The organism is Sphingomonas sp., assembly GCF_036677245.1.
In the GTDB taxonomy this organism is placed as follows: domain Bacteria; phylum Pseudomonadota; class Alphaproteobacteria; order Sphingomonadales; family Sphingomonadaceae; genus Allosphingosinicella.
In genome coordinates, this window is the sequence record NZ_JAKFCG010000086.1 from 1 (window position 1) to 25,095 (window position 25,095).

Consider the following 25,095-nt stretch of genomic DNA (forward strand, 5'->3'; position numbering starts at 1 on the left):
TACATCGCAATGGGCGGTGGCCGCGCCGACGATGCCGACCACCTCGTCACCGAAGGCCCGATCATCGGCTTCTGGAAGAACTACGGCGAACTCGTCGGGAAAGAACTGGTCGGATGAGCAAGCACATCGACTTCTATTTCGATTTCATCAGCCCGTTCAGCTATCTCGCGCACGTCAAGCTGCCGGGCATCGCCGCCAAGCACGGCTATGAGGTCAATTATCACCCGATCGACATTCCCCAGGCCAAGATCGCGGCCGGCAATTACGGGCCTTCGAACCGTGAGGTGCCGGCCAAGATCAAGGTGATGGCGGCCGATCTCAACCGCTGGGCGGACTTTTATGGGGTTCCGCTGAACTTCCCGGCCGGTTTCGATTGCATGCGCTGGAACGTCGCCGCGCTCAAAGCGGCCGAGCAAGGCAAATCCGAGGCTTTCGTCCGCGAAGGCTTCGAGCGCATCTGGGGACGCGGGATCGATCCCGCCGACGAAGGCGAGTTCCGCGCCGCCGCGCAGGCGGCCGGGCTCGATGCCGACGAATTGTGGGAATATGGGGGCTCATCGCTCGGCCGTTCCGAATTTCGCAAGGGCTGCGTCGAGGCCCACCGCCGCGGCGTGTTCGGCGCGCCGTTGATGTTCGTCGACGACCAGATCTTCTGGGGCAACGACCGCCTGGATTTCCTGGAGCAGTATATCGCGACGCCCAGGAACGACACGGCGACGGCGGCGTAGCGTAAAAAGAAAAAACTCTTGTCACCTGATCTTGCGGCGTGAGCTGCAGACGATGCATTGTGCCTCGCACAAGAAGCTGCAACGCTCCCCGCCAGGGTGCGATAGGCAGCCCACAGGCGAGGTGATGGCATGAATCCAGTGGCAAAAGTTGAGCGCAAGAGCGTCAAACGCCGAAGCGCCGAACCGCGCACCAAGCCCGTGGCCGAGCTCGCCACCGGCGGCGAGGTCGTGCGGATGCGCAAAAGCATCCAATCGGTCGAGACCGGCGTCCGCATCCTCGATGCGTTGATGCAGACTCCGCTCGGACGCGCGCCGCTGCGCGAGATCGCCGCCGCGGCCCGCATGTCGCGCAGCCAGGCACATCGCTACCTGCTCGCCTACATCAACACCGGAGTGGTCAACCAGGAGCCGCAGTCGGGCCTCTATTCGCTTGGGCCGATGGCGCTCAAGATCGGGCTTTCGGCCGTGTCGCGGCTGGACGTCGTCCAGCAGAGCGCGAACGAACTTCGCAATCTCGTCGACACGGTCGGCTGCACCGGCCTGCTCAGCATCTGGGGCGATCATGGCCCGACCGTGGTGCGCTGGATCGACGGGCGGCGGCCGATGGTGACCTCGCTGAACATCGGCTCGGTGCTGCCGCTGCAGAATTCGTCGGCCGGCACCATCTTCCTCGCCTTCCAGGCGCCTCCGAAGGTGTTGCAGCTGCTCGAATCCGAGCGCGCCACCGGGCATGGCGACAGCCGCCGCGAGCTCAACCGCAAGATCAAGACGACGCGCAAGGACGGCTATGCGACCGTGTCGGGCGACGTCATTCCCGGCCTCGCCGCCATTTCGGTGCCCGTCTTCGACATGGCGGGATGGCCGGTGGCGGTGATCGGCGTGCTCGGCTCGGCGGCGGACAAGGCGTTCTTGTCGCAGCGCAATATCGATGCCGCGCTCGACGCCGCGCAGCGCGCCAGCACCGCGATCGGATGGCAACCGTCGACCGGCGCCGCGATCTTCGCCGAGCCTGACGCCGACTATGTCGACGCGCTTGCTCCCAAACCCGCACCGCGAGGGTGACTACAAATATTATGACAACCAGCGTACCCAAGCTCAGCCGCCCGGAATTCCTCAACGGGCGGGCGATCATCGCCGGCAAGGAGGTCCAGGCCTCCGAGCGGATCGATGTCGTCAATCCCGCCACCGGAGTCATCATCGCGTCGGTCCCCGCGCTTGGCGAGGAGGAGACGCGACGGGCGGTCGAAGCCAATGTCGAGGCGCAACGCGAATGGCGCGCGCGCTCGGCCGCCGAACGCGCCGCCGTGCTCCAGGAGTGGTTCCGGCTGATGGGCGCGAACCGGCAGGACCTGGGCATGCTGATGACCGCCGAGCAGGGCAAGCCGCTGGCGGAGGCGCTGGGCGAGGTCGATTATGCCGCCAGCTTCATCCAATGGTTCGCCGAGGAAGCCAAGCGCACCTATGGCGAGATCATTCCGGGCGCGCGCGACCGCCGGATCATGGTCCTCAAGCAGCCGGTCGGCGTGGTCGGCGCGATCACCCCGTGGAACTTCCCGGCAGCGATGATCACCCGCAAGGTGGCCCCTGCCCTCGCGGTCGGCTGCACGGTGACCTTGAAGCCGTCCGAGCTGACGCCGCTCACCGCGCTCGCGCTCGCGCAGCTCGCGCTCGAGGCGGGCGTGCCTGCCGGCGCGTTCAACGTCGTGACCGGTCACCCGAAGGGCATCGGCGCGGTGCTGACCGGCCATCCGGCGGTGGCCAAATTCACCTTCACCGGATCGACCGCGGTCGGCAAATTGCTCACCCAGCAATGCGCGACGACGATGAAGCGCGTCTCGATGGAGCTTGGCGGCAACGCGCCGCTGCTGGTGTTCGACGATGCCGACATCGAGCTCGCGCTCGACGGCGCGATGGCGTCCAAATTCCGCAACACCGGGCAGACCTGCGTCTGCGCCAACCGCATCCTCGTCCAATCGGGGATCCACGACCGCTTCGTCGAGGCGCTCGAGGCGCGCGTGAAGAATTTGGTGGTCGGCAACGGCCTCGACGGCGAGACCCAGCAGGGCCCGTTGATCAACCAGGCCGCGGTCGAGAAGGTCAACGCGCACATCGCCGACGCGGTCGGCGCCGGAGCCAAGGTCGTGATGGGCGGCCACGGCCACAGCGCCGGGTCTTTGTTCTTCGAGCCGACCGTGCTCACCGGCGCGACGACTGCGATGCGCCTTTCGCAGGAGGAGACGTTCGGGCCGGTCGCACCGATCTTCCGCTTCGAGCAGGACGAAGAAGCGCTGGCGATCGCCAACGACACGCGCAGCGGCCTCGCCGCTTATGCGTTCACGCGCGATATCGACCGCTTCTGGCGGGTCGCCGAGGGCCTCGAGACCGGCATGATCGGGCTCAATACCGGCATCATCTCGACCGAGGTCGCGCCGTTCGGCGGAATCAAGGAATCGGGCCTCGGCCGCGAGGGGTCGCACGTCGGCATCGACGAGTTCCTCGAGCTCAAGACCGTGCATATCGGCCTCGGCAAGCGCTGACACGGCGCCCGAACCGGGCGCCATAGGGAGAATGTTCATGGCTACATTCCTGTTGATTCATGGCGCCTGGCACGGCGGATGGAGCATGGAGCCCGTTAGGCCCGCACTCGAGGCCGCAGGGCATAAGGTGATCGCGCCCGACCTCCCCGGCACCGACAGCGACGAAGCGCTCGCCCATACGACCTTGGCGACCTGGGCCGATTTCGTCGCCGATCTCGCCCGCAAGCAGCCTGAGCCGGTGATCCTGTGCGGGCACAGCCGCGGCGGAATCGTCATCAGCGAGGCCGCCGAGCGCGCGCCCGAGGCGGTCAAGGCATTGGTCTATATCACCGCCTTCCTGATCCCGAACGGCAGCAGCCTCGCCGACTTCGCCGCGCCGCGGACCCCTGCCCTCGCCGCCGGCATGCAGATCGTCGCCGGCGGAGCGGCGGTGACAGTCTCGCCCGAGGCCGCCGCGGCCACTTTCTACACCCGCGTCTCGAGCGACGCCGCCGAAGCCGCCGCCCAGCGGCTGGTGCCGGAGCCGACCTGCATTCGCGACACGCCGTTGCAGCTTAGCGAGGAGCGCTGGGGCAGCATTCCCCGTTACTATATCGAGTGCACCGAAGACGAGATGATCCCGCCCGAGAACCAGCGGCGGATGCAGGCCGCTTCGCCGGTCAAGAAGGTGCTGGCGATCGCCTGCGACCACGCGCCCTCGCTCAGCGATCCAGACGCGCTCGCGGCGGCGCTCATCGAGATTGCCGAGATCGAAGCGAAAAGCTGAGCGATTCCGATAGCCAGATGCGGGGCTGATCAGCGCGGCGCGCGCGATCCCGCGATCATCGCGCGCAGCTGGGCGAGCAGCGCGATCCGTTGTTCGAGCAATGGCCGCCATGAGGCCCCTGCGGGCGCGGCCGCGAGCAGATCGCGCCACACCTTCTCCGCTTCGGCGAACTCTCCGCCCTGGACCAGCGCGAGCCCGTAGAAGAAGCGCGGGCCCTGGGCGCTGGGCGCGAGCGATATCGCGCGCTCGAACGCGAGCCGTGCCGCGGGGCTCATCGCGCCATCGGCGTGGAGCACCAGCGCATTGCCGAGGCCAATCCATAGGTCGGGGTTGAGCGGATATTGGCGCGTGGCGTTGGCGAGCAGATAGACCGCGCTGCGGGTGTCGCCGCGGCGCGCGTAGCCGTCGGCAATCGTCAGCCAGCTGTCGGCGAGGTCGAAGCGGCCCAGGACGTCGTGGCGCATCTCCGCAAAAGCGCTCTCCGCCCGTGCTTCGGCTGCGCGCGGTGGGGGCGGTCGTCCGCTTAGCCCCGGCCTCCCCTGCCACGCATAGCCCGCCATCGCCAACAGCAGCGCCGCACCGACCAGCTGCAGCGCAGCACGATCGAAGCGGGCGAAACGCCACAAAGCGAGGCCGACGGCGAGCGCGAACGCAAGGATCAGGATCCAGCCCATCAGCGCCGCCTGCGGCGAAGCCTGCCGCGTGCGAGCCAGGCGCCGGCCAGGACGAGCAGGATAGGCGCGCCCCACAACGGCCAGGTCGCGGGCTCGAGTGGCGGCGCGTAGCTCACCCAATTGCCGTAGCGATCGACCAGCCACGCCCGGATCGCCTCGGGTCGCTCGCCGGCCTCGATCCGCCGCCGCACCAGTGCGCGCATGTCGCCGGCGAGCTCGGCATCGCTGTCGGCGATCGACTGGCCTTGGCAGACCAGGCAGCGGAGCGTCTGCATCAGCGCCGCCGCCTCGGCCTCCTGCCGCGGATCGGCGAGCTGGTTATAGGCATAGGGATCGGGCGGCAGCCGCGAATCCGCAAGCGCCGGCGCCGCCGCCAGCAGCAGCAAAAGGCCGAGCGCCCGCCTCATCGCGCGGCCTCGTAGATACGCAGGATCTCGGCGACATGCTCGGGGCGGATATCGCCAATATGCTGGTGCCGGATGATGCCCTTGCCATCGACGATGAAGGTTTCCGGAACGCCCGACGAACCCAAGGCGAGCTGGACCGCGCTGTTCTTGTCGAGCGCGATGCGCCGATAGGGATCGCCGTGGCGCGCCAGGAAATCGGCGATGTCGGCGGGCGTGTCGCGGATCGCGATCGCATCGATCGGCACGCCGCGCCGCGCGATCTCGATCAGCTGCGGCGCTTCGGCGATGCACGGAATGCACCAGCTCGCGAAGATGTTGACGATCCGCGGCTCGCCCTGGGCGAGGCTCGCGCTGTCGAGCCCGGGTTTGTCTGGAACCGCGGCGGGCAGCGCGAACTTCGGCACCGCTTGGCCGATCAGGCGCGATCGGATGACGGGATCGGACGGTTCGTGCAGCCGAAACGCCACCGTCGCGAGGAAGCCGACGAAGACGAGCAAGGGGAGCCAGAGGATGAGCCGCCTCATGCGAAGCCCCCGGCGGCATCAATCGGCTGCTCGGCATGCGCCTTGCCGTCGCGCCGCAGCCTGCCGATCAGCGACAGCAAGCCGCCGAACGCGATCAGCCCGCCGCCGAGCCAGATCAAGGTGACGAACGGCTTCCACCACAGGCGCAGCTGCCAGCGCCCCTGCTCGTCGGGACGGCCGAGCACGGTGTAGAGCTGGCCGTCGAGACGCGTGGCGATCGCCGCCTCGCTGGTCTCGGTCGGCGGCGCGCTGAACGTGCGCGCCTGCGGGTTGAGAATGAACGGGCGGCCGTTGCCGCGGCGCGCGACGAGCGTCGCCTCGATCGCCGTCCAATTGGGTCCGGCGACCGGCGCGACCCGTTCGAGCCGCACCTTATAGGGGCCGACCCGCACTGTCTCGCCGATCCGCGCCGCGGTCAGAGTCTCGCGCGTGAACGCGGCGTCGCAGGCCATGCCGGCGAGGCTGACGGCGATGCCGAGGTGCGCGACCACCATCCCCCAGGTGAACAGCGGCGTCCGCCGCAAATTGCGCTTCCACAGCGGCGCGAGGCTTGCCGCGCCGGCTCCGGCCGCGAACACCAGGCCGAGCAGCGGCAGCAGCCCGACCCCCGGCGCGAGCAGGATCAGCGCGACCAGCATCACGATCGCGAGCGCCAGCGGCAGCGCAAGCCGCCGCGCCAGCGCGGCAAGGCGGTCGCGCCGCCAGCGGATCAGCGGCCCTGCCGCCATGATCGCGACCAGCGCGAGCGCGACCGGGCCGGCCGCAGTGTTGAAATAGGGTGGCCCGACCGACAATTTATCGCCCGTCGCCGCCTCGAGCGCGAGCGGATAGAGCGTCCCGACCAGCACCACGCCAAGGATCGTCGAGAGCAAGAGATTGTTGGCGACGAGCGCGCCTTCGCGGCTGACCGGATCGAACGTCGTCCCCTCGCGGACCGTGCCGACGCGCAGGCCGTAGAGCGCCAGCGCGCCACCAATGTAGAGCGTCAGCAGGATGAGGATGAACGTGCCGCGCGTCGGATCGACCGCGAACGAATGGACGCTGGTGAGGATGCCCGAGCGGACCAGGAAGGTGCCGATCATCGACATCGAGAAGGCGACCACCGCCAGCATCACCGTCCATGCGCGAAGGCCGCCGCGGGTCGCGAGCACCGTCACCGAGTGGAGCAAGGCGGTCGCCGCCAGCCATGGCATCAGCGAGGCATTCTCGACCGGATCCCAGAACCACCAGCCGCCCCAGCCGAGCTCGTAATAGGCCCAATAGCTTCCGGCAGTGATGCCCAAGGTCAGCATGATCCAGGCGGCGAGCACCCAGGGCCGCATCGCCCGCGCGAAATCCTTGCCGACGTCGCGCGTGACCAATGCGCCGACCGCGAACGAGAAAGCGACCGAGATGCCGACATAGCCGAGGTAGAGCGTCGGCGGATGGAAGGCGAGCCCCGGGTCCTGGAGCAGCGGATTGAGCCCCTGCCCCTCCGGCGGCGCAGGATCGAGCCGCGCGAACGGATTGGAGGCGAACAGCAGGAAGACGTAGAAGCCGAGCGCGATCGCCGCCTGCGCCGCGAGCGTCGCGATCAGGGTCGGCTCGGCCAGCCGCCGCTCGAAGCAGGCCACCGCGCCGCCCGCGATCGCCAGCACCGTCACCCACAGCAGCATCGATCCTTCGTGATTGCCCCAGGTGCCGGCGAATTTGTACAGCCAGGGCTTGGCCGAATGGCTGTTCGTCGCGACCAGCGCGACCGAGAGATCGGTCCGCAGGAACAGCAGCAGCAAGGCAGCAAAGGCAATCCCGACCATCGCCGCCTGGGCAAGCGCGACCGGCCGCACCGCGCGCACCAGCGCCTCGCCGCCCGGCCGCAGCGCCGCAATGCCGAACGCAAGCTGCAGCAGCGACAACGCCGCGGCGATCCACAGGGCGGCCAGACCGGCTTCGGCGATCATTGCAGGCTGTCGGTCTCGTGGCGCTCGCCGGCGAGCCGCGGCGGCATGTAATTCTCGTCGTGCTTGGCCAGGATCTCGTCGGCCACAAACAGACCGTCGGGGCGGAACCGCCCTTCGGCGACGACCCCGCTATTCTCCTTGAACAGATCCGGCACGATGCCGGTGAAGCGCACCGGGATGGTCGCCGCCGTCTCGTCGCCGACGATGAAGGCGATCGTCACCCCGTCGGGCGCGCGCGTCAGCGAGCCAGGCTTGACCATTCCGCCGATCCGCACCGCGCGATCGAGCGGAAGGCCTTTGCGGGCAACGTCGCCCGGCGCGTAGAAATAGGCGGCCTGGTCCTTCAGCGCGGACATGGCGAGCAGCACCGCCGCCAGCACCGCGGCGATCGCAAGGCCGACCAGCACCAGCCTTTGATGCTTGGCCTTCATTGTCCTTCCCTCAGAGTCTCGGCCTCGGCTTCGCTGCGCCGCATCGCCGCGAAGCTCGACCAGGCGAGCAGGCCGGTCGCGCCGAAGGTCAGCGCATAAGCGGCGACGATGAACGGCCAGTGGTTCATTGCGCCATCCGCCTCAATCGCGCCTCGATGCGGTTGCGCGCAAGCTCGGCGCGCATCCGCATCAGCACGATCGCGCCGAACAGCAAGGAAAAGCCGAGCGCCGAGACCAGCAGCGGCCACAACATCGAACCCGAGATCGTCGAGCCGCCGAGGCCGATGCTCTGGCCCTGGTGCAATGTCCGCCACCACAGCACCGAATAATGGATGATCGGCAGGTTGATCGCTCCGACGAGCCCGAACACCGCCGAGATGCGCCCGTCGCCGCCCCGCTGCCGATCGGCGTCGGCGAGCGCGATATAGCCGATATAGAGGAACAGGAGGACGAGCATCGACGTCATCCGCCCGTCCCATTCCCAATAGGTGCCCCAGGTCGGCCGCCCCCACAGCGATCCCGTGACGAGGCAGACGAAGGTGAAGACCGCGCCCGGAAGCGCGATCGAACGCGCCGCGACCGCGGAGAGCGGATGGCGCCAGACGAGCTGCATCAGGCTGGCCGCCGCGATGCCGGCCCAGCCTGCCATGCCGAGCCACGCGGCGGGCACGTGGACATACATGATCCTGACGCTCTCGCCCTGGAGGTAATCGGGCGGCGAGACGAACAGGCCGGCGCCGAGCCCGAGCGCGATCAGCAGCAGCCCGCCCCAGCCGAGCCAGCCGGTGAGCGGCCGCGCGATCCGCAGGAAGCGCGCGGGATTGGCCAAGGCGTGCATCGCGCCGCTCATTCAGGCTCTCTCATTCAGGCCCGCCCGATCAGCCGCCGGGCCATCGCATCGGCGACGGCCGCCGGATCGCGGCCGGTGGCGGCGCTTTCGGACCAGATCGTCTCGAGCCGCGCCGGTATCTTTCCGATCCGCCGCTTGACCTCGGCTTCATCGCCCTCGCCAAGATAGGCGAGCGCGACGTTGATGATGCCGCCGGCGTTGATGACATAGTCGGGCGCGTAGAGGATGCCCCGCTCCATCAGCCGCTCGCCGTCGCCCGCCGTCGCCAATTGGTTGTTCGCGCCGCCCGCAACGATCGGCACGCGCAGCTTCGCGATCGAGTCCTCGGTCAATATCGCGCCCAGCGCGCAGGGGCTGAACACGTCGGCCTCGACCGTCATGATCGCGTCGGGTTCGACCCGGCTGCCGCCGACCTCCTCGGCAAGCGCACGCGCGCGCCGCGGATCGATGTCGGCGATGCTCAGCCGGGCGCCTTCACCCGCAGCCAGGCGCGCGACGCCGCTCCCGACGCTGCCTGCGCCCTGCAGCGCGATGTGGAGCCCGGCAAGGCCGTCGCGGCCAAGCGCGCGCCGCACCGCCGCCTTGATGCCGAGGAACACGCCCAAAGAGGTCAAGGGACCCGGATCGCCGCCCGCTTCGCCCGCCTCGGCCGGCAGCCCGGAGACAAAGCCAGTGTGGGCCGACACGGCAACGAGGTCGGCAACCGTCACGCCAACGTCCTCGGCGGTGATGTATTTCCCGCACAAACCTTCGACAGCACGGCCGAACGCGGCGAGCATGTCCGGCGTCTTCGAACCATCGCTCGGGGCCAGGATCACCGCCTTGCCGCCGCCAAGCGGGAGCTCGGCCATCGCATTCTTGTAGCTCATGCCGCGCGACAGGCGCAGCGCGTCGACCAGTGCCTCGCCGCTATGCGCATAATGCCAGAAGCGGACCCCGCCCGCCCCCGGCCCCAATGCGGTGGAATGGATCGCGATGACTGCTTTCAAACCGGACTGCGGATCGGTGACGAAATGCACGACCTCATGGTCGTCGAAGTCGGGGCAGTCCCACGGCGATTGCATGGCTAGGTCCTGAAATCGGCGGCGGCGCTGGGGCGATCGACGGGACTTGAACCCGCGACCCTCGGTACCACAAACCGATGCTCTAACCAGCTGAGCTACGATCGCCATGCGCGCATCAAGTGCGCCGCGCACATAGGAGGCGGCGGCGGGAAGCGTCAAGGAATCAATCGTCGGCTGGTCTCGGCGCACACAGCGCCTATATGAGCCCAATGATTCCATTTTCCATCCTCGACCTCGCGCCGATCGTCGAAGGGGGAAACCCCGGCCAATCCTTTCGCAACGCACGCGATCTCGCCCAGCACGCCGAGCGCTGGGGCTATCATCGCTTCTGGATGGCCGAGCATCACAGCATGCCGGGCGTCGCGAGCGCAGCGACGTCGGTCGCGCTCGGCTATGTCGCCGACGGCACCAAATCGATCCGCATCGGCGCCGGCGGGATCATGCTGCCCAACCACGCGCCGCTGGTCATCGCCGAGCAGTTCGGCACGCTCGAATCGCTGTTCCCCGGCAGGATCGACCTCGGCCTCGGCCGCGCGCCCGGCACCGACCAGGCCGCCGCTTATGCGCTAAGGCGCAACCTCAACTCGGACGTCAACCAGTTCCCGCGCGACGTCGTCGAACTGATGAATTATTTCAAAGGCACTCCTGGCGAGAGAGTGCGCGCGATCCCCGGCGAGGGTCTCGACATCCCGATCTGGATCCTCGGTTCGAGCCTGTTCGGCGCGCAGCTCGCCGCGATCCTCGGCCTGCCGTTCGCCTTCGCCTCGCATTTCGCTCCCGAGCAGATGATGGAGGCGATCCACGTCTACCGCAGCAGCTTCAAGCCGTCGGAGCAGCTCGACCAGCCCTATGTCATGCTCGGCTTCAACGCTTTCGTGGGCGAGAGCGATGAGGAAGGCCGATATCTCGCGACCTCGATGCTGCAGGCGTTCGTCAACCTGCGCAGCGGACGGCCGACCCCGCTGCAGCCGCCGGTACGCAATTATTACGAGGATCTCGAGCCGCAGTGGCGCGCGCAGCTCGGCCATGTCATCGCGGCGGCGGGATCGCCTTCGACCGTCAAGACGGCGATCGAAGAGTTCGTCGAACGCACCGGCGCCGACGAGCTGATGATCGCGTCGCAGATTTTCGACCATCAAAAAAGGCTGAGGTCCTACGAGCTTCTCGCCGGGCTGTTCGCCGAGGACGCGCCCGCGGAGACCGCTGCCGTCTCCGCCTGAGGCAGGCGGCCCGCCTGCCTGAGGGCGGCCGCAACGGCTGCTGCCAGAGCGCTCCGGCCACGCCACTGAAAAACGGCACCAGGCGGCGCAATACCGTAGTTGCGCTACAGTGTTAGCGCACCCTCAGGGACAACGCTTTTTTCAAGTAGGATCAAGTAGCTGAGACCCGCCGCGGTCGGTGCGGCTGGGCCTTTTCAGCCCTGCCGAGCGCGGCGATTCCATAGAGCAAACGGGGTAATCCATGAAAAACATCATCCGCTGCGGCGCCGCCGCCGCAGCCCTTACTGTCGCCCTCGCCGCCGCGCCCGCTTTCGCGGCCGAGGCCGGCTCCTCGCTCGGCGTCGAGGCGAACGTGACCGCGAACTGCACCGTTTCGACCTTGCCCGTAGCGTTCGGCAACGTGGACGTCACGTCGGGCCAGGCCGTCCAGGGCACCGGAAGCATCAGCGTCACCTGCACCAGCGGCACCGCGTGGAGCGCGGAAGCCGATGCGGGCACCGGTTTGGGCGCCGATCTCGCCCTCCGCAAAATGGCCAATGGGGCGAATCTCCTGAACTATAGCCTGTTCACCGATTCCGCGCGCACGCAGATTTGGGGCGACGGGCTCGAAGGCGCGACCGCGACGTTCGAAGACACCGGCACCGGCACGACCCAGACCCAGACGGTCTATGGCCTCATCCCGGCCGGCCAGACCGGCCTCCCGGCCGGCGCATATGCCGACACGGTTCAGGTCACCGTCTTTTACTGAGGCCGACGAGTGATCATCGGATCCTTCGAGGGCAGCCGCCGCGCGGCGGCTGCCCTTCTTCTCGCCGCGCTCGGCTCGTTCGCGAGTCCGGCCGCGGCGAGCGCCTTTCGAATCAGTCCGATCGCCGTCGACGTCATGCCTGACAAGGGCGCCGGCGAACTCCGGCTCCATAATGTCGATACCAAGCCGGTGGCGGTTCGCGCGACAGCGCTGCGCTGGACGCAGGCGGACGGCCGCGACCGCACCGAGCCGACGCGCGATCTCGTCATCTCGCCGCCGATCTTCACGGTTGCGCCGGGCGCGCAGCAGCTGATCCGCATCGGCTTCCGCAACCGCACGCCGGGCGCCGCTTACCGCCTGGTCTTCGAGGAAATACCGGGGCCGAAGACGCCCGGCACGGGGATCAAGGTCGCACTGAAGCTCAACCTTCCGCTATATGTGGTCGCCAGCCGCGACGCCGCGCCGGCGCTGACCTGGGCCGCCCGCCGTGGACCCGACGGGACCTTAGTCGTCGAGGGCCGGAACAGCGGCGCCCTCCAATCGCAGATCCTGGCCATCGAGGCGCGGGATGCGACGGGACGGGTCGTGGGCCGCACCAAGGCGATGGGAGTCGTCCTCCCCTCGAGCAGCCGGACCTGGACGTTGGGCGGCAGAGCTGGGACGCCAAGCGAGCTCGTCGTCCGCACCGCAGGGGGCGAAACCCACGTGGCGGTCCGTGTGGCTCCTTAGCGTCGCCGCGGCGGCGGCCGTGGGCGTCGCCGCTCCCAGCGAGATGACCGAGTTGGTGCTCGAGCTTCGAGTCAACGGTGCGGCGTCAGGCCCTACCGTCGTCGTCGCGCGCGATGCGGTCGGAGCCTTCTACCTGCCGGCCGAAGTCCTCGAGTCGCTTCGCGTCAAGACGGAGCGGCTCGACACCGTGGCCATGGACGAGCGGACTTGGATCAGGCTCGCTCCGGACGGCAAGGTCCGGACCAGCTACGACGCCGCGGCGCAGCGGCTCAACCTCGTGCTGCCGTCGTCGGCCTTTCGCGACGCGCTGATCACCGTGACCGCGCCCCCCGCCCTGCCGATGACCCCTGCCGGCAACGGCCTCTTTCTCAACTACGACGTCGAAGCCAATGCCGGGAATGGCGCCGGCGCGGCGGCGAGCAGCGCGTTCGAGATCGGTCTCTTCACGGGCCCCCTCCTCGCCCGGGACGTCACGATCGCGCGCCTGTCGAGCTCCGGCTTGGATGTGGTGCGGCTCGACACCAGCCTCACCTGGGATGATCCCGACCATATGCGGTCGCTTCGGTTCGGGGACACGATCACCCGTGGCGGCGTCGGCGGCGCTCCGTTGCGCATCGGCGGCCTCCAGTTCACGCGCAGCTTCGAGGTCCAGCCGGGCTTTGTCACCGGCCCCCTGCCGGCCCTTGCAGGCAGCGCCGCGCTTCCGTCGGTCGCCGACCTGTACGTCAACGGCGCCCTTACCGCGACGAAGGAGGTGCAGCCGGGCGCCTTCACCCTCACCGGCTTTCCGGTGGTCACGGGTTCCGGGACGGTCGAGATGGTCGTGCGCGATGCGCTCGGCCGCGAGACCATCAGCCGCCAGTCTTATTATGCCGCCCCCGGGCTGCTGGCCGCCGGCCTGACCGACTTCAGCTACGAGATCGGCTTCCTGCGGCGCGGTTATGCACGGAAGAGCGCATACTACGGGCCGCTCGCCGCATCGGCGACCCACCGGCTCGGCCTGACGAACCGACTTACCATCGAGGCGCACGCCGCAGTATCGGAGGAGACACAGCAGGCCGGCAGCAGCGCTGACCTGGCTTTGCCTGGCTTTGGCCTGCTCAGCGTCTCCGCCGCCGCCAGCCGCAGCCGGGGCCGCGAAACCGGGGGAAGCTGGGGCGTCGCCTTCGAGCGCCGCGCGCGCGGCTTCTCGTTTGGCGGCTCTGCCAGTTTCGCAAGCGAAGACTATCGGCAGGTCGGCGACGACCGCCCGCTGCCGGCTCTCGACGTACGCGCGGTGGCGGGCCTGTCGGAGCGCTGGGGTGCGCTCACCGCCTCATACCTGCGCCGCGATCACCACGACGGGCGCCCGGACGCGGAGTTCGCGGGGGCCAGCGCCTCTTTGCGGCTCGGCGATCTCGGCACCCTCCACCTCGCGGCGCGAACTTCGTTGCGCGGGCCGCAGGATAGCGCCGCCGAACTCTCCCTCTCGACCCGCCTTGGTCGCCGTACCCGCGCCGGCATGGCCGCGGGCATCCGCGACGGCAGCGGCTTCGGGTCCCTTTCACTCCAGCAGAACGCGCCGGGCGACGAAGGCTGGGGCTACCGCGCGCTGGCGATCACCGGCCCGCGGCTGAGCGTGGCCGGCGCGCTGCAGCTCAACACGGCGTTCGGGCAATATGATGCCGAACTCAGCTATCGTGACGGCCGGACCGGTGCTCGGGTCCGCGTCAGCGGCGGCATCGGCATGGCCGGAGGCGAGACGTTCGCCGCGCAGCGTCTCTCCGATGCCTTCGCCATCGTCGATGCCGGTCAGCCGGGCGTGCGGGTCTATGCCGACAACCATCTCGTCGGCCGCACCGGCCGTGATGGACGGGCCGTCGTCCCACGGTTGCGGGCTTACGAGGAGAACAGAATCCGCCTCGAGCTCGCCGACCTTCCGATCGACGTCGAGGTCACCACCGCAGAGACACGAGTCCGCCCCTATGCCCGCCGCGGCGTGGTCGTGAATCTGCGCGCGACGCAAACCCGATCGGCGATGGTGCGCCTGGAGGTGCCGGGGCTCGGGCCGGTTCCCGCTGGCGCGACGGTCGACATCGGCGGCCGGAGCTTCGTCGTGGCGCCGGGGGGCGAGCTGTTCCTCTCCGGCCTTTCGGAAACGAACAGGCTCGAGGCCACATGGCCGCAAGGCCGATGCAACTTCGACGTCAAAATGCCTGCGGGGCTCGATCCTCAGCCGGACCTGGGAACGCGCATCTGCCAGGTGAAGTCTGCCGGCTCGAAGCCAAGCCAAGCGGGTCCGGTGATAGCCTTCACGCTGCCGCAACCCTGATCGACCGTAGTGCTACCATAGCGTCGGTAAACGCGATCTGAGCCATAGAGCGCCGATGGCATCCCATGGCGACCGGCCCTGCCGCCAAATCACCAGCATGAGCGCTCGGGGGGGAGAAAGAATGATGCCATCCAGCGGCCGTCGAGTCGAACGCACGCAACGAACAGGCCGCGATAGGCGCCAGCACGGCGATGATCACCGGATGACGACTGTCCACCGGGCCGCTTCTCTGCACGCCGGCGACGCGCGATGACGCATGAAGCCGATAATGCGGCTGAGCCATCGACAGGGGCTGCAGCGTCCAAAGTGATGCGATGGCCTTTCCTGGGCGGGCGTTCGAGCCGATCGACCATTCCCGTTGCCGCAGCGGCGCTCGCGCTCGAGCAAAGCAGCGATGGCGTGCTGATCGCCGACATGCGCGCCCGAGGTCAGCCTATCGTCCAGGTGAACCCGGCATTCGAGTCGATCACCGGCTACGCCGCGGCCGAGGTGATCGGGAAGAATTGCCGCTATCTCCAGGGCAGCGACCGCCTGCAGCCCGAAATTGCCGAAATCCGCACCGCCTTGGCCGAGCGACGCGCCTGTTCGGTGACGTTGCGCAATTATCGGCGGGACGGCACCATGTTCCGCAACGCATTGCGCCTGGTTCCGCTTCGGGATGAGGCCGGGCAGGTCACGCATTTCATCGGCCTGATCCGCGACGTGACCCATGCGGCCGGGATCGATCGCCTGACCGGCCTGCTCGATCGTTACGGTCTGCTCGATCGGCTGGATAAGATGGATGCGCCGGCACCACCCGCTTTGCTGATGGTCAAGCTCGACATCCTGCGCTTTCACGACGTCAACAGCGGCTTCGGCTATGACGTCGGCGACGCGCTGCTTCGCTCGGCGGCCGAGCGTCTGGCGACGGTTCCGGCGAGCGCCGTGTCGCGCGTGGGCACCAACAGCTTCGCGCTCGCTTTCGAGCTGGACGATCCCAGCCGCGCCGCAAGCGTGGTCGACGACCTCATCGAACTGCTCAAGCCGCGTTTCCTGCTGCCGGGCGCGTCGCTGGCGGTCCAGTTCGCCGCCGGCTTTGCCGTGGGCTCCGACGGCGCCGACCCGCGCCAGCTCATTCGGCAAGCCGGCACGGCGCTGCAGCGATCGAAGGCGAAGGCCGGCCACTTGCCGCATGCCTTCGCGGCCGCGGAGGAGCGGGACGCGCGCAATCGCATCCGGCTGGCGAGCGAGCTGCAGACCGCCGTTGTGAACGAGGAGCTGCTGTTTCACTATCAGCCGCAGTTCGACCTCAGCTCAGGCAAATTGGTTGGAGCGGAGGCTCTGCTGCGCTGGAATCATGGCGCGTTCGGCCTGCAAGCACCGAGCCGGTTCATCGGAATCGCCGAAGAAACCGGCGCGATCCTCGATATCGGAGCCTGGGGCCTGCGCACGCTCGCTGCGCATGCGGCGCAGGTCAATCAAGGCCGTCGCGCGCCGATCCGATTCGCCTTCAACGTTTCGGTGCTCGAGTTCATGCAGCGCGATATGGTGGCCTTCGTCCGCCAGGTGCTGGACGACACCGGCTGCCGGCCCGAATGGCTGACCCTGGAGCTCACCGAGAATCTGATGGTCGGGGAGCCGGATCATATTCGCCGCACGTTCGAGGACCTGCGCGTCCTGGGCATCGGCATCTCGATCGATGACTTCGGCACCGGTTATTCCAATCTGCGCTATCTGGAGAGCTTCCCGCTCAGCGAGATCAAGGTCGATCGAAGCTTCGTTCACGACGTCGCGCACAGCGCGGCGAAGCGGGTCATCGTCGAATGCGTCATCAAGCTGGGCGCGGCGCTGGACATCCGCGTCGTCGCGGAGGGGATCGAGACGGAGTCCGAGCGCGCAATCATGCAGGCCCTGGGCTGCTCGATCGGTCAGGGCTATCTTTTCGCGGCGCCCATGGAGGAGCTCGGTCTGGACCGGCTGCTCGACCAGGAGATGCCGGCGCGCGACGGGTGGGATGCGCGGCGGTTCCTGACGACTCTGGGCGGGCGCGGCATGTAGGCCGCTCGTCGCCCGGTGAAAATGAGCTACGCGACCCGCAGCTCGACCGGCGGCAAGCCATCGACCGAGAAGTGATAATGCCCCCCGGGCCCGGGAAAGAGGGTGGGAATGATGCTGCCGGTGAGCACCCAATGGCCCGCCTGCAGCGGCCTGCCCTGCGCCTGCAGGAGCGTCGCGAGCCAGGCCACGACTTCGAGCGGATCGCCGCCGGCGTCCTGCGTCAGACCGCGGCCGATCTCCTCGCCGTCGCGCTTCAGGACGCCCGAGCGGCCCAGCAGATCGCCCAAAGCCGCGGCGGCGACCGGCTCGCCGAGGATGATGCCGGCATTCCAGCTGTTGTCCGAGATGATCGAGCAGGCGTCGAGCTGCGCATAATCGGCGGCGCGATCCTCGACGAGTTCGAACGCGGCGGCGATGTGAGAGAGGCATCTCCTCACATCGGCCGCCGTCGGCCGGTCGGGAAGCTCGCTTCCGAGCTGGACGGCGACCTCCATCTCGATCCCCAGGCGGACGTAATCTGCGTGAGGAACGACCGCGGGCGAGGTCTGGAGGAGCGACGACATTATCGCGCCGACGATCGGCGTATCGACGCCGCAGAATTGCTGCATCCGCTGCGTCGTCAGGCCGATCTTCCAGCCGCAGATCCTGTCCTTGCTTTCGTCGAGCATCGCTTCGAGCAGCATGCTCTGGACGGCATAAGCGTAATCCAGGTCGCCGTGGCGATCGGGCGGCAACGGACGAAACAGCACGCGTTCGCGATGCTCGCGGAAGAGGCGTCGCGCCGCCTGCTGCGCACTTTCACTTTTCATCGACGACCCCGTTCGACCGAGCCGAATGCTCCTGTCGGCTCAAAAGAAATTGGTGAACGACTTGGGCAGGACAGCGCTGTCCAGCACCGCGCTACGCCTCACGATCTTCCAGCCGGTGCCGTTGCTGCGCAAGGTGTCGCGCCGATGGCCGATGAAGGTGGCGCTGCGGCCGTTGCTGCGCATCTCCCACACCAGGAATTTGGAATCGGTGTCGACCTCGCCATTGTCGTGGACCGCCAGCACCCGCACGTTGGTCACCAGCATGCGCCGCTTGGTTGCCGGAACCTCTGGTGTCGGCCCGCCAAGCAGCCACTTGATCCGATTGAGGACCGAGGCCTTGTCCTCATCGAACGAATGCGCGCCGATATAGTCGAGATCGCGGTTGACCCTGCGGTCGACGAACTCGCTCTGCGGCATGACATAGACGAGCTCATCGTCGAGCAGCTCCGCCCAGGCCATGTAATCGGCGCGCTCGAGCAACTCGGATTCGTCGCTGTAGAAACGGTCGATCTCGAAGGTCAGCGCTTGAAGGTCGGCACTGTTGCTCCGCGCCATGCTCAGGCTTCCTGCATGAGCTGAAGCCAATGGCGGTAGAGCGAGCGCGCGCCGCGCTCGCTCATGCAATATTCTACGGCCCCGGGCAGCTCGTCGTAGCGCTGCGCGTGATAGGCATCGGAGCCGCGCGAGCCGCCTCGCCCGAGCGTGTAGTTGAGCGGGATTCGGCTGGAGGCCGGCCCGCCGATCCCCTCGTCGAGACGTTCCCAATTCTCATGATCGGAGGGCACGACGCTGCCCGTGAAGGAATGGAAGCGAACGCCCTGCTGGGCCGCGAACTTCTTGAACTCGGGCGGGGCGTCCTTCTCGACATAGACGTAGAGCCAGGTCTCGGTCTCGCGCGCCGCCTTCGGGTGATAAAGCTCGATCGTCACGCCGACCGAAAGCGGCGCCATGTCGATGATCGTCATGCTCGGGAAGATGCCCGCGACCGACAGATAGCCGCGCGTCACACGCTGATCGAGCTCGTCCATCAGCGCATAGCGACGCTTCACATAATCGACCGAAGCGGCGCCGAAGCGACCGGCGATCTGGAGGTCATAGGCCTCGGCATCGGAAAGCATCTTCGCCGCGACGATCGTATGGGGAGGACCGACCGTACTGTCCTCGTTGAGCGTCGCGAGATAATTGGTGTCGTCATAACCGAAGTTCATGAAGCTCGAGAAGTCCTGCACCGTCTCGATCGCGCCGACATGCGAAACGCCGAAATGGTACATGTCCGAAGCATTGTCGGCAGCGACCTTCCAATTGTGGTGGGTGCGGACGCGCTGCTTGATCGGCGACATCTCGACCTCTCCGGCGTAAAGCCGGCCGAAGGCATTGTCGAAATAGTAGCGCATGTCGCCGAGATAGACGTCGAGCGACACCGCGCCCGCGTCCCAATTGGCGAAGATGAAGCCGCCGTAGGAGGCGACTTGCGGCACCTCGATCAAGCCCGACTGCTCCTTATCGAGCACGCCGTCATAGCCTTTCTCATATTCCGGCACGTGCACCAATCGGCCGTCATTGTCATAGACCCAGCCATGGTAGACGCAGCTGAAGGTCTTGGTGCTGCCGCGGTCATAAGGGCATAATTTGACGCCGCGGTGGCGGCAGCGGTTGAGCATGACGCGCAGCTTGCCGGCGCTGCCGCGCGCCACGATCACCGCATCCTCGCCCATGAAGCTGGTGACGTAATCGCCGGGGTTGGGGATCATTGATTCATGCGCGACGAACAGCCAGCAGCGCCTCCACACCCGCTCGAGCTCGAGCTGGTAGATCTCCTCGTCCAGGAAGATCGCCGGGTCGACGAAACCTTGCTCGAGCTGACGTCCCAAAGCGCTGAAGTTGACGGCCATTTCGCTCTCCTGCTCGACGATCGTTACTGCGCGAGACTTTTTCCTGCGATCATTGGCGGCTGAGATCCCAATAGCCGGCCCAGAAGCCCATCAGCCCCCGATAGAAAGGTTCGTAGACCAGCCGCTCTGGGCGCGCGCCGCCCGGCAGCGCGCCGAGGAAGGCAATCCCCTGGCGGAACTCGACATCGCCATTGTCGAGGATCTCCTCGTCGCTGAGCTCGGCGACACGCTCGAGGTCGCCCGCCTCCATCCAGCCGATCAACGTCCGGTCGAATTCCGCGCAGATCGTGCCCAGCGAGCGGGGCACCTTGAGCGCCTCGTAAGGAAAGCCGGCGGTGAAGTGGGAGAGCCCGCCCGAAGCGCCGATGATCACCTTCTTGCCCGGCAGCCTCGCCTCGAGAGAGTCGCGCATCGCCCGGCCGAATCCGAAGCAGCGGCGCGCGGAGGGAAGCGGCGGCGTGATCGCGTTGACGAAGACCGGGACCACCGGCAAGTCCGCGTCGGCGAGGAAGCGCGAATAGACCTGGGCATGGGCATGGGCGATGAGCTTGCCGCCCTCGAAGCTGTCCGCCCGAACCACGTCGAAGCCGCGCTCGACGCAACCGGCAAGCAGCGCCTCGGCGATATCCGGAGCCGAGCGATAGCTTCGCTCGCTCTTGTTGATCCAGTCGTGCACGATGGCTTCGGCGCCGGTGTAGATCGCGAATTGCGGAATGGCGCTGGTCTTGAAATTCTCGTTCTGATCGTTGCCGAGCAGGATGACGGCATCGGGCCGGGCCGCCTTGATCCGATCGGCGACGAAAGTCTGCGTCTCGCGGACTTTGGCGTAGCGCCGCTCGTTGTCCTCGTGCGATTCCGCCGCGACCCCGGGATTCTCGGGCGGCAGGGACCCGAAGCGCTTCTCGTACATCCCCCGCACCATCAGGCGGAATTCGTCCCATTCGGACGGTTCGACCAATGCAGTCGCGTGGCTGGTGACGAAGCCACCGATAACTGCAGTCATGGCAGCCCCTCCTCTCCGGCGACGGGAAGGAAAATCCTTTCGAGCGGCGGCACTTCGCTCACGACCATCCTGCCGCGGCCGGCTCGCGCATGAAGCGTGCGAGCAAGTCGGCGCAGGCTTCGGGCTGGTCGTTCTGCACCTGATGCCCCGCTTGATCGACGAAATGGAAGCGGGCGGCGGGCAGCATCGGCTCGAGCTTGCGGCCCATCGCGGCCGGCGCGAAGCTGTCATTCTCGCCCCAGATCACGATCGTCGGCACGGCGGCGGTCAGCGCCGGCAGCGCCTCGCGCATGTCGAACTGGGTGCGCAGCACCGGATCGCTCTGGAGATGTCGGGTCCCGCGCGAGGCGGAGGCGAAGCTGTCCATCGCTCCGGGCCGCGATGCCGAGGCATAGCGCAGCTCGACGAGCTCGTCGGTGATCGTGGCCGGATCATAGACCAGGCCTTCGAGCAGGCGGCGCATTGCCTCGCGGCTGCCGTCATAGCGCCGGAAGGCCTGCATTCCCGGCGTCTGCTCCTCGGGAAGTCCCATCGCCATCGCGATCGTCATCGTGCCGATCAGCACCAGCCGCTCGACCCGGTCGGGATGCGTCACCCCGTAGCGCGCGGCCACCCACGCTCCCTGCGAATTGCCGAGCAAGGTGAACCGCTCGAGCCCGATCGCATCCGCGAAGCCGGCGAGATGATCGACGCGCGACTGCAGACCGTAGGGAACCGGGGCATGCGGGTCGGTGCGGCCGAAACCGCCGACGGAGTCGAGCGCTATGACCCGATATTCGGCTGGGATATGGCGCATCAGCGCCGCCATGCCGGCCTCTCCGGACGCACCGGGCCCGCCGCCGTGCACCGCCACGATGACCGGCCCGTCGCCCCCGCTCTCGGTATAATGGGTCATGATGCCGTTGACGGAAACGTAGCGCGAGCGAAGCTCCATAGTCATCTCCTCCCCGTCGACCGGCGCTTCGCCTTGTTTCGCCGAAGTCGTCCGATGTCATGGACAGCAAGCCATTAGTTTGGCCCCGCCCAAGTCTGACTTTGTTGTCAGCGCATCATAATCATTTTTTTGGGCCAGACTATAGATCGGCTAGGACAACGTTCGGCTTCGTCCATAGCAGCGCTCGAAAGTTCATCTTTTGCCTTTGCTAACGTCCGCAATGAGTGGTTAGGACACGTTCTCTAGGGCGACCGAAATTGTTAGCGGGTTGTCGGACTCGCTCGCTTCCGCCAAGCGTCTTCATGGACGTTAACCAAACAGAGGCAAGCTGACTCGATGACCTGGCGCGACGACCCGGACCAGTATCGGCACGACCAATTGAGCGAATTCGGCCTGAGCGCCCGTGCGCGGGGAATGAAGAGCGCAATTGATGCGCAAATGTACATATCACAACAACGGGCCATGCATCGGCGATTGCGTAGCAACCCTGAAGTTACATGGCTCGATTGGGAGAAGATATTTCATCGGCCCGGCTGGCGTAACGTGCTCGGTGGGTGGATCAATAATCGCTGCGCACAGCGGCTTAAACGGGCAATCCGCCAAGGTGTTGATCAACGCTCTTTGCAACGACGGGGGCTATTTGAGCCGCTGAAGGGGCACCAGCAGTTTCGTGGTACGGCAAGGTTTTCGCAGCAGCTCAGGAAACACTACAGACGTGGCTGGTATCTCCGCAATCATCGAGTCCTTCTCCCGAAACACAGCTCCCGTTGACGTGCGCCGAACGAGTGTGTGCGAACCCTTCAATGCTGGCCTCGGGTCGTTGAGTGGCCATTCGTGGGGGCGTTGGCCGCGGTGCGCGACCCCGAGGCCGCGAAGACGCCCCGGGTTCGAAACACCGGCGGAGCGTTTTGCAGCCTGTGTTGCGACAACCGACCGAACCAACGGTCCAAAGCGGACGTAACGCCTGCGGCGGCACGAGCGTCCGTTTCCGGGACCCTCGCCAACAGCTTCGATGGTCCGCCTTTGGCGCAAAGCTGCGGCGGCCACGATTGTTCGCTCAACGGCAAATTCGCGCATCTTGGTTCAACTGAACCAGCCGAACGCTGCGGAACATCGCAGCTGCATCATCAATCAAGCGAGCGATTTCAGGAATTTGGCGTGGTGGGCGCGGCAAGGATTGAACTTGCGACCCCTGCGGTGTGAACACAGTGCTCTACCACTGAGCTACGCGCCCACGCCAAGCCGCCAGTGTGGTAAGATCTGACGGAGAGAAAGCGGTTAAAGCACCGCCTGCGGGAGGGCCATAATGCGCCTCCCGAATCCTGTCCAGCGGGACTGGATGAATTGACGGGGCATCGGAACCTGCACCCGCCGGTTAATCAGTTGACCGAATCCTTGAGGCCCTTGCCGGCGCGGAACTTGGGCTGGCTCGATTCCTTGATCTGCATCGGCTCGCCGGTGCGCGGATTGCGGCCCGTCGAGGCCTTGCGCTTGGAAACCGTGAAGGTGCCAAAGCCGACCAGCCGGACTTCATCGCCCCGCTGAAGCGCCGCGCTGATCGTGTCGAAAACCCCCTCGACCGCTTTGCTTGCATCGCTCCTGCTGAGGCCGGTCGTTTCGGCGACGCTGCCGATGAGCTCCTGCTTGTTCATGTGGTTCGAATCCCTGTTGAACGGAATCGTGGCGGACTCCGCTGTCCATCTAAGATCATGAGGGTCGAGCCTGTCAAAAGGAAAAAGCGCGAAATTCCAAGGAATTTCGCGCTCTCTCCTGCTTGCGAACGTGCTGCAAAGCAGCATCAGTGGCGGATCGAAGCCCCCTGGCCATCGTCGGGTCCGCCGGGAAGCTCGGTGCGCGGAAGCGCCGCAAGCTCGTCGGCCTCGGTCCAGATGATCGGCACCACCGGCGTCGCCAATGCCCGCGCCAGCACCTCGTCGACATGGCTGACCGGCACGATCTCGAGGGCGTCGCGGATCGCCGCCGGGATCTCGACGAGGTCCTTTTCATTCTCGGCCGGGATCATGACGGTCGCGATGCCGCCGCGCAGCGCCGCGAGCAATTTCTCCTTGAGTCCGCCGATCGGCAGCACCCGGCCGCGCAACGTCACTTCGCCAGTCATCGCGACGTCCCTCCGCACCGCAATGCCGGTCAAGGTCGAGATGATCGCCGTGACCATTCCGACGCCCGCTGAAGGCCCATCCTTGGGCACCGCGCCTTCGGGCAGATGGACGTGGATGTCCTTGTGCGCGAACAGGCTCGGCTTGACCCCGTAGCTGGGGCTGCGCGCCTTGACGAACGAGAAGGCGGCCTGGACCGATTCCTGCATCACCTCGCCGAGCTTGCCGGTCGTCTTGATCTGGCCCTTGCCCGGCACGGTCACGGCTTCGATGGTCAGCAATTCGCCGCCGACCTCGGTCCAGGCGAGGCCGGTCACCGCACCGATCTGGTCCTCTTCCTCGCCGCTGCCGTGGCGGAATTTCCGCACGCCGACGAAATCGGCGACATTCTCCGCGGTCAGCTCGGCCTTTTCCATCTTGCCTTCGAGGATCCGCCGCAGCGCCTTGCGCGCGACCTTGGCGATCTCGCGCTCGAGCGTGCGCACGCCCGCCTCACGCGTATAATGGCGGATCAGCGCGCGCAGGCCTTCCTCGGTGAAGACCATCTCGCCTTCCTTCAGGCCGTGCGCCTCGATCTGCTTGGGGATGAGGTGCCGGGTCGCGATCTCGACCTTCTCGTCCTCGGTATAGCCCTCGAGCCGGATGATCTCCATGCGGTCGAGCAACGGCTGCGGCATGTCCATCGTGTTCGCGGTGGTGACGAACATCACGTCGGAGAGATCGTAGTCGATCTCGAGATAATGGTCCTGGAACTTGGAATTCTGCTCCGGATCGAGCACCTCGAGCAAAGCCGAGGCGGGATCGCCGCGGAAATCCTGGCCGAGCTTGTCGATCTCGTCGAGCAGGAACAACGGGTTCGACGTGCCGGCCTTGCGCAGGTTCGAGATGATCTTGCCGGGCAGCGAGCCGATATAGGTGCGCCGGTGGCCGCGGATCTCGGCTTCGTCGCGCACGCCGCCCAGCGACTGGCGCACGAACTCGCGGCCGGTGGCGTTGGCGATCGAGCGGCCGAGCGAGGTCTTGCCGACGCCGGGCGGACCGACGAGGCACAGGATCGGCCCCTTCAATTTGTTGGTGCGCGCCTGGACCGCGAGATATTCGACGATCCGGTCCTTAACCTTCTCGAGCCCGTAATGGTCCTCGTCGAGCACGCGCTGCGCCTCGCCGATGTCCTTCTTGACGCGGGTCTTCTTGCCCCACGGCAGCCCGAGCAGCACGTCGAGATAGTTGCGCGACACGGTGGCTTCGGCAGACATCGGCGCCATCGCCTTGAGCTTCTTGAGCTCCTGGGTGGCCTTGGTGCGCGCTTCCTTCGACAGCTTGGTCTTGGCGATCTTGCGGGTGAGCTCGGCGAGCTCGTCGCCCTCGCCGTCC

25 protein-coding genes and 2 tRNA genes are annotated in these 25,095 nt (G+C 66.8%); 10 read left to right on the plus strand and 17 right to left on the minus strand.

Features of this window, described 5'->3' with window-relative positions; translation table 11 throughout:
* Positions 1-113: 113 nt before the first annotated feature.
* The 4 genes from V6M48_RS10325 to V6M48_RS10340 all read left to right on the plus strand — a co-directional run bounded on the left by V6M48_RS10325 (position 114) and on the right by V6M48_RS10340 (position 4,031).
* Positions 114-728 carry a 2-hydroxychromene-2-carboxylate isomerase gene (locus V6M48_RS10325; protein WP_332812458.1) on the plus strand — a complete coding sequence of 205 codons (615 nt, stop codon included), beginning with the start codon at positions 114-116 and terminating at the stop codon, positions 726-728.
* 138 nt (positions 729-866) lie between these two features.
* Positions 867-1,790, plus strand: coding sequence for an IclR family transcriptional regulator (locus tag V6M48_RS10330; protein WP_332812459.1), 924 nt, complete (start codon positions 867-869; stop codon positions 1,788-1,790).
* Between the two features lie 11 nt (positions 1,791-1,801).
* Entirely contained in the window at positions 1,802-3,265 is a 1,464-nt protein-coding gene (locus V6M48_RS10335; RefSeq protein WP_332812460.1) for an NAD-dependent succinate-semialdehyde dehydrogenase, read from the plus strand.
* Positions 3,266-3,302: 37 nt separating this feature from the next.
* A complete protein-coding gene (locus V6M48_RS10340; protein WP_332812461.1) occupies positions 3,303-4,031 on the plus strand; it encodes an alpha/beta fold hydrolase in 729 nt (242 codons plus the stop codon).
* Positions 4,032-4,060: 29 nt separating this feature from the next.
* Here V6M48_RS10340 and V6M48_RS10345 read toward each other — a convergent pair whose 3' ends face one another.
* The 9 genes from V6M48_RS10345 to V6M48_RS10385 all read right to left on the minus strand — a co-directional run bounded on the left by V6M48_RS10345 (position 4,061) and on the right by V6M48_RS10385 (position 10,026).
* On the minus strand, positions 4,061-4,705 hold the full coding sequence (locus tag V6M48_RS10345; RefSeq protein ID WP_332812462.1) for a tetratricopeptide repeat protein: 645 nt from the start codon (positions 4,703-4,705) through the stop codon (positions 4,061-4,063).
* Positions 4,705-5,112: a cytochrome c-type biogenesis protein gene (locus tag V6M48_RS10350; protein WP_332812463.1), complete on the minus strand. Its 408-nt coding sequence runs from the start codon at positions 5,110-5,112 to the stop codon at positions 4,705-4,707. The genes V6M48_RS10345 and V6M48_RS10350 overlap by 1 nt, the downstream gene beginning before the upstream one ends.
* Positions 5,109-5,636: a DsbE family thiol:disulfide interchange protein gene (locus tag V6M48_RS10355; protein WP_332812464.1), complete on the minus strand. Its 528-nt coding sequence runs from the start codon at positions 5,634-5,636 to the stop codon at positions 5,109-5,111. Before V6M48_RS10355 ends, V6M48_RS10350 begins: the two co-directional genes overlap by 4 nt.
* Positions 5,633-7,576 carry a heme lyase CcmF/NrfE family subunit gene (locus V6M48_RS10360; protein ID WP_332812465.1) on the minus strand — a complete coding sequence of 648 codons (1,944 nt, stop codon included), beginning with the start codon at positions 7,574-7,576 and terminating at the stop codon, positions 5,633-5,635. Before V6M48_RS10360 ends, V6M48_RS10355 begins: the two co-directional genes overlap by 4 nt.
* Complete coding sequence (ccmE, locus tag V6M48_RS10365) at positions 7,573-8,007, minus strand: cytochrome c maturation protein CcmE (protein ID WP_332812466.1); 435 nt, start codon at positions 8,005-8,007, stop codon at positions 7,573-7,575. The genes V6M48_RS10360 and ccmE overlap by 4 nt, the downstream gene beginning before the upstream one ends.
* Positions 8,004-8,135, minus strand: coding sequence for a hypothetical protein (locus V6M48_RS10370; protein WP_332812467.1), 132 nt, complete (start codon positions 8,133-8,135; stop codon positions 8,004-8,006). The genes ccmE and V6M48_RS10370 overlap by 4 nt, the downstream gene beginning before the upstream one ends.
* Positions 8,132-8,845, minus strand: a complete 714-nt coding sequence (ccmC, locus tag V6M48_RS10375; RefSeq protein WP_332812482.1) for a heme ABC transporter permease CcmC — start codon at positions 8,843-8,845, stop codon at positions 8,132-8,134. The genes V6M48_RS10370 and ccmC overlap by 4 nt, the downstream gene beginning before the upstream one ends.
* 26 nt (positions 8,846-8,871) lie before the next feature.
* A complete protein-coding gene (locus V6M48_RS10380) occupies positions 8,872-9,921 on the minus strand; it encodes a Leu/Phe/Val dehydrogenase (protein ID WP_332812468.1) in 1,050 nt (349 codons plus the stop codon).
* Between the two features lie 28 nt (positions 9,922-9,949).
* A tRNA-His gene (locus tag V6M48_RS10385) sits at positions 9,950-10,026 on the minus strand.
* A 104-nt stretch (positions 10,027-10,130) separates the two neighbouring features.
* Here V6M48_RS10385 and V6M48_RS10390 point away from each other — a divergent pair.
* The 5 genes from V6M48_RS10390 to V6M48_RS10410 all read left to right on the plus strand — a co-directional run bounded on the left by V6M48_RS10390 (position 10,131) and on the right by V6M48_RS10410 (position 16,966).
* Positions 10,131-11,141 (plus strand): LLM class flavin-dependent oxidoreductase, encoded by a 1,011-nt coding sequence (locus V6M48_RS10390; protein WP_332812469.1) that lies wholly within the window; start codon positions 10,131-10,133, stop codon positions 11,139-11,141.
* A 241-nt stretch (positions 11,142-11,382) separates the two neighbouring features.
* Positions 11,383-11,889 carry a Csu type fimbrial protein gene (locus tag V6M48_RS10395; protein WP_332812470.1) on the plus strand — a complete coding sequence of 169 codons (507 nt, stop codon included), beginning with the start codon at positions 11,383-11,385 and terminating at the stop codon, positions 11,887-11,889.
* Positions 11,890-11,898: 9 nt separating this feature from the next.
* Positions 11,899-12,618 carry a fimbrial biogenesis chaperone gene (locus V6M48_RS10400; protein WP_332812471.1) on the plus strand — a complete coding sequence of 240 codons (720 nt, stop codon included), beginning with the start codon at positions 11,899-11,901 and terminating at the stop codon, positions 12,616-12,618.
* A complete protein-coding gene (locus V6M48_RS10405; protein WP_332812472.1) occupies positions 12,605-14,929 on the plus strand; it encodes a fimbria/pilus outer membrane usher protein in 2,325 nt (774 codons plus the stop codon). The genes V6M48_RS10400 and V6M48_RS10405 overlap by 14 nt, the downstream gene beginning before the upstream one ends.
* A 309-nt stretch (positions 14,930-15,238) precedes the next feature.
* On the plus strand, positions 15,239-16,966 hold the full coding sequence (locus tag V6M48_RS10410; RefSeq protein WP_332812473.1) for a putative bifunctional diguanylate cyclase/phosphodiesterase: 1,728 nt from the start codon (positions 15,239-15,241) through the stop codon (positions 16,964-16,966).
* 26 nt (positions 16,967-16,992) lie between these two features.
* Here the strand turns inward: V6M48_RS10410 and V6M48_RS10415 are convergent, their stop codons facing one another.
* The 5 genes from V6M48_RS10415 to V6M48_RS10435 are packed head-to-tail and all read right to left on the minus strand — an operon-like array spanning position 16,993 to position 21,604.
* A complete protein-coding gene (locus tag V6M48_RS10415; protein ID WP_332812474.1) occupies positions 16,993-17,775 on the minus strand; it encodes a 2-keto-4-pentenoate hydratase in 783 nt (260 codons plus the stop codon).
* 39 nt (positions 17,776-17,814) lie between these two features.
* A complete protein-coding gene (locus tag V6M48_RS10420) occupies positions 17,815-18,330 on the minus strand; it encodes an aromatic-ring-hydroxylating dioxygenase subunit beta (RefSeq protein ID WP_332812475.1) in 516 nt (171 codons plus the stop codon).
* 2 nt (positions 18,331-18,332) lie between these two features.
* Positions 18,333-19,667, minus strand: a complete 1,335-nt coding sequence (locus V6M48_RS10425) for an aromatic ring-hydroxylating oxygenase subunit alpha (protein ID WP_332812476.1) — start codon at positions 19,665-19,667, stop codon at positions 18,333-18,335.
* A gap of 49 nt (positions 19,668-19,716) precedes the next feature.
* A complete protein-coding gene (locus tag V6M48_RS10430) occupies positions 19,717-20,670 on the minus strand; it encodes a hypothetical protein (protein ID WP_332812477.1) in 954 nt (317 codons plus the stop codon).
* Positions 20,671-20,728: 58 nt separating this feature from the next.
* On the minus strand, positions 20,729-21,604 hold the full coding sequence (locus V6M48_RS10435; protein WP_332812478.1) for an alpha/beta fold hydrolase: 876 nt from the start codon (positions 21,602-21,604) through the stop codon (positions 20,729-20,731).
* A 336-nt stretch (positions 21,605-21,940) separates the two neighbouring features.
* Between V6M48_RS10435 and V6M48_RS10440 the strand changes: the two genes are divergently transcribed.
* Complete coding sequence (locus V6M48_RS10440) at positions 21,941-22,375, plus strand: hypothetical protein (protein WP_332812479.1); 435 nt, start codon at positions 21,941-21,943, stop codon at positions 22,373-22,375.
* Between the two features lie 388 nt (positions 22,376-22,763).
* Here V6M48_RS10440 and V6M48_RS10445 read toward each other — a convergent pair.
* The 3 genes from V6M48_RS10445 to lon form a co-directional block, all read right to left on the minus strand.
* Positions 22,764-22,838: transfer RNA gene (locus tag V6M48_RS10445), tRNA-Val, on the minus strand.
* Between the two features lie 145 nt (positions 22,839-22,983).
* Complete coding sequence (locus V6M48_RS10450; protein WP_332812480.1) at positions 22,984-23,256, minus strand: HU family DNA-binding protein; 273 nt, start codon at positions 23,254-23,256, stop codon at positions 22,984-22,986.
* 146 nt (positions 23,257-23,402) lie between these two features.
* Positions 23,403-25,095, minus strand: a 1,693-nt coding sequence (gene lon / locus V6M48_RS10455) for an endopeptidase La (protein WP_332812481.1), incomplete at its 5' end; no start/stop codon positions are given.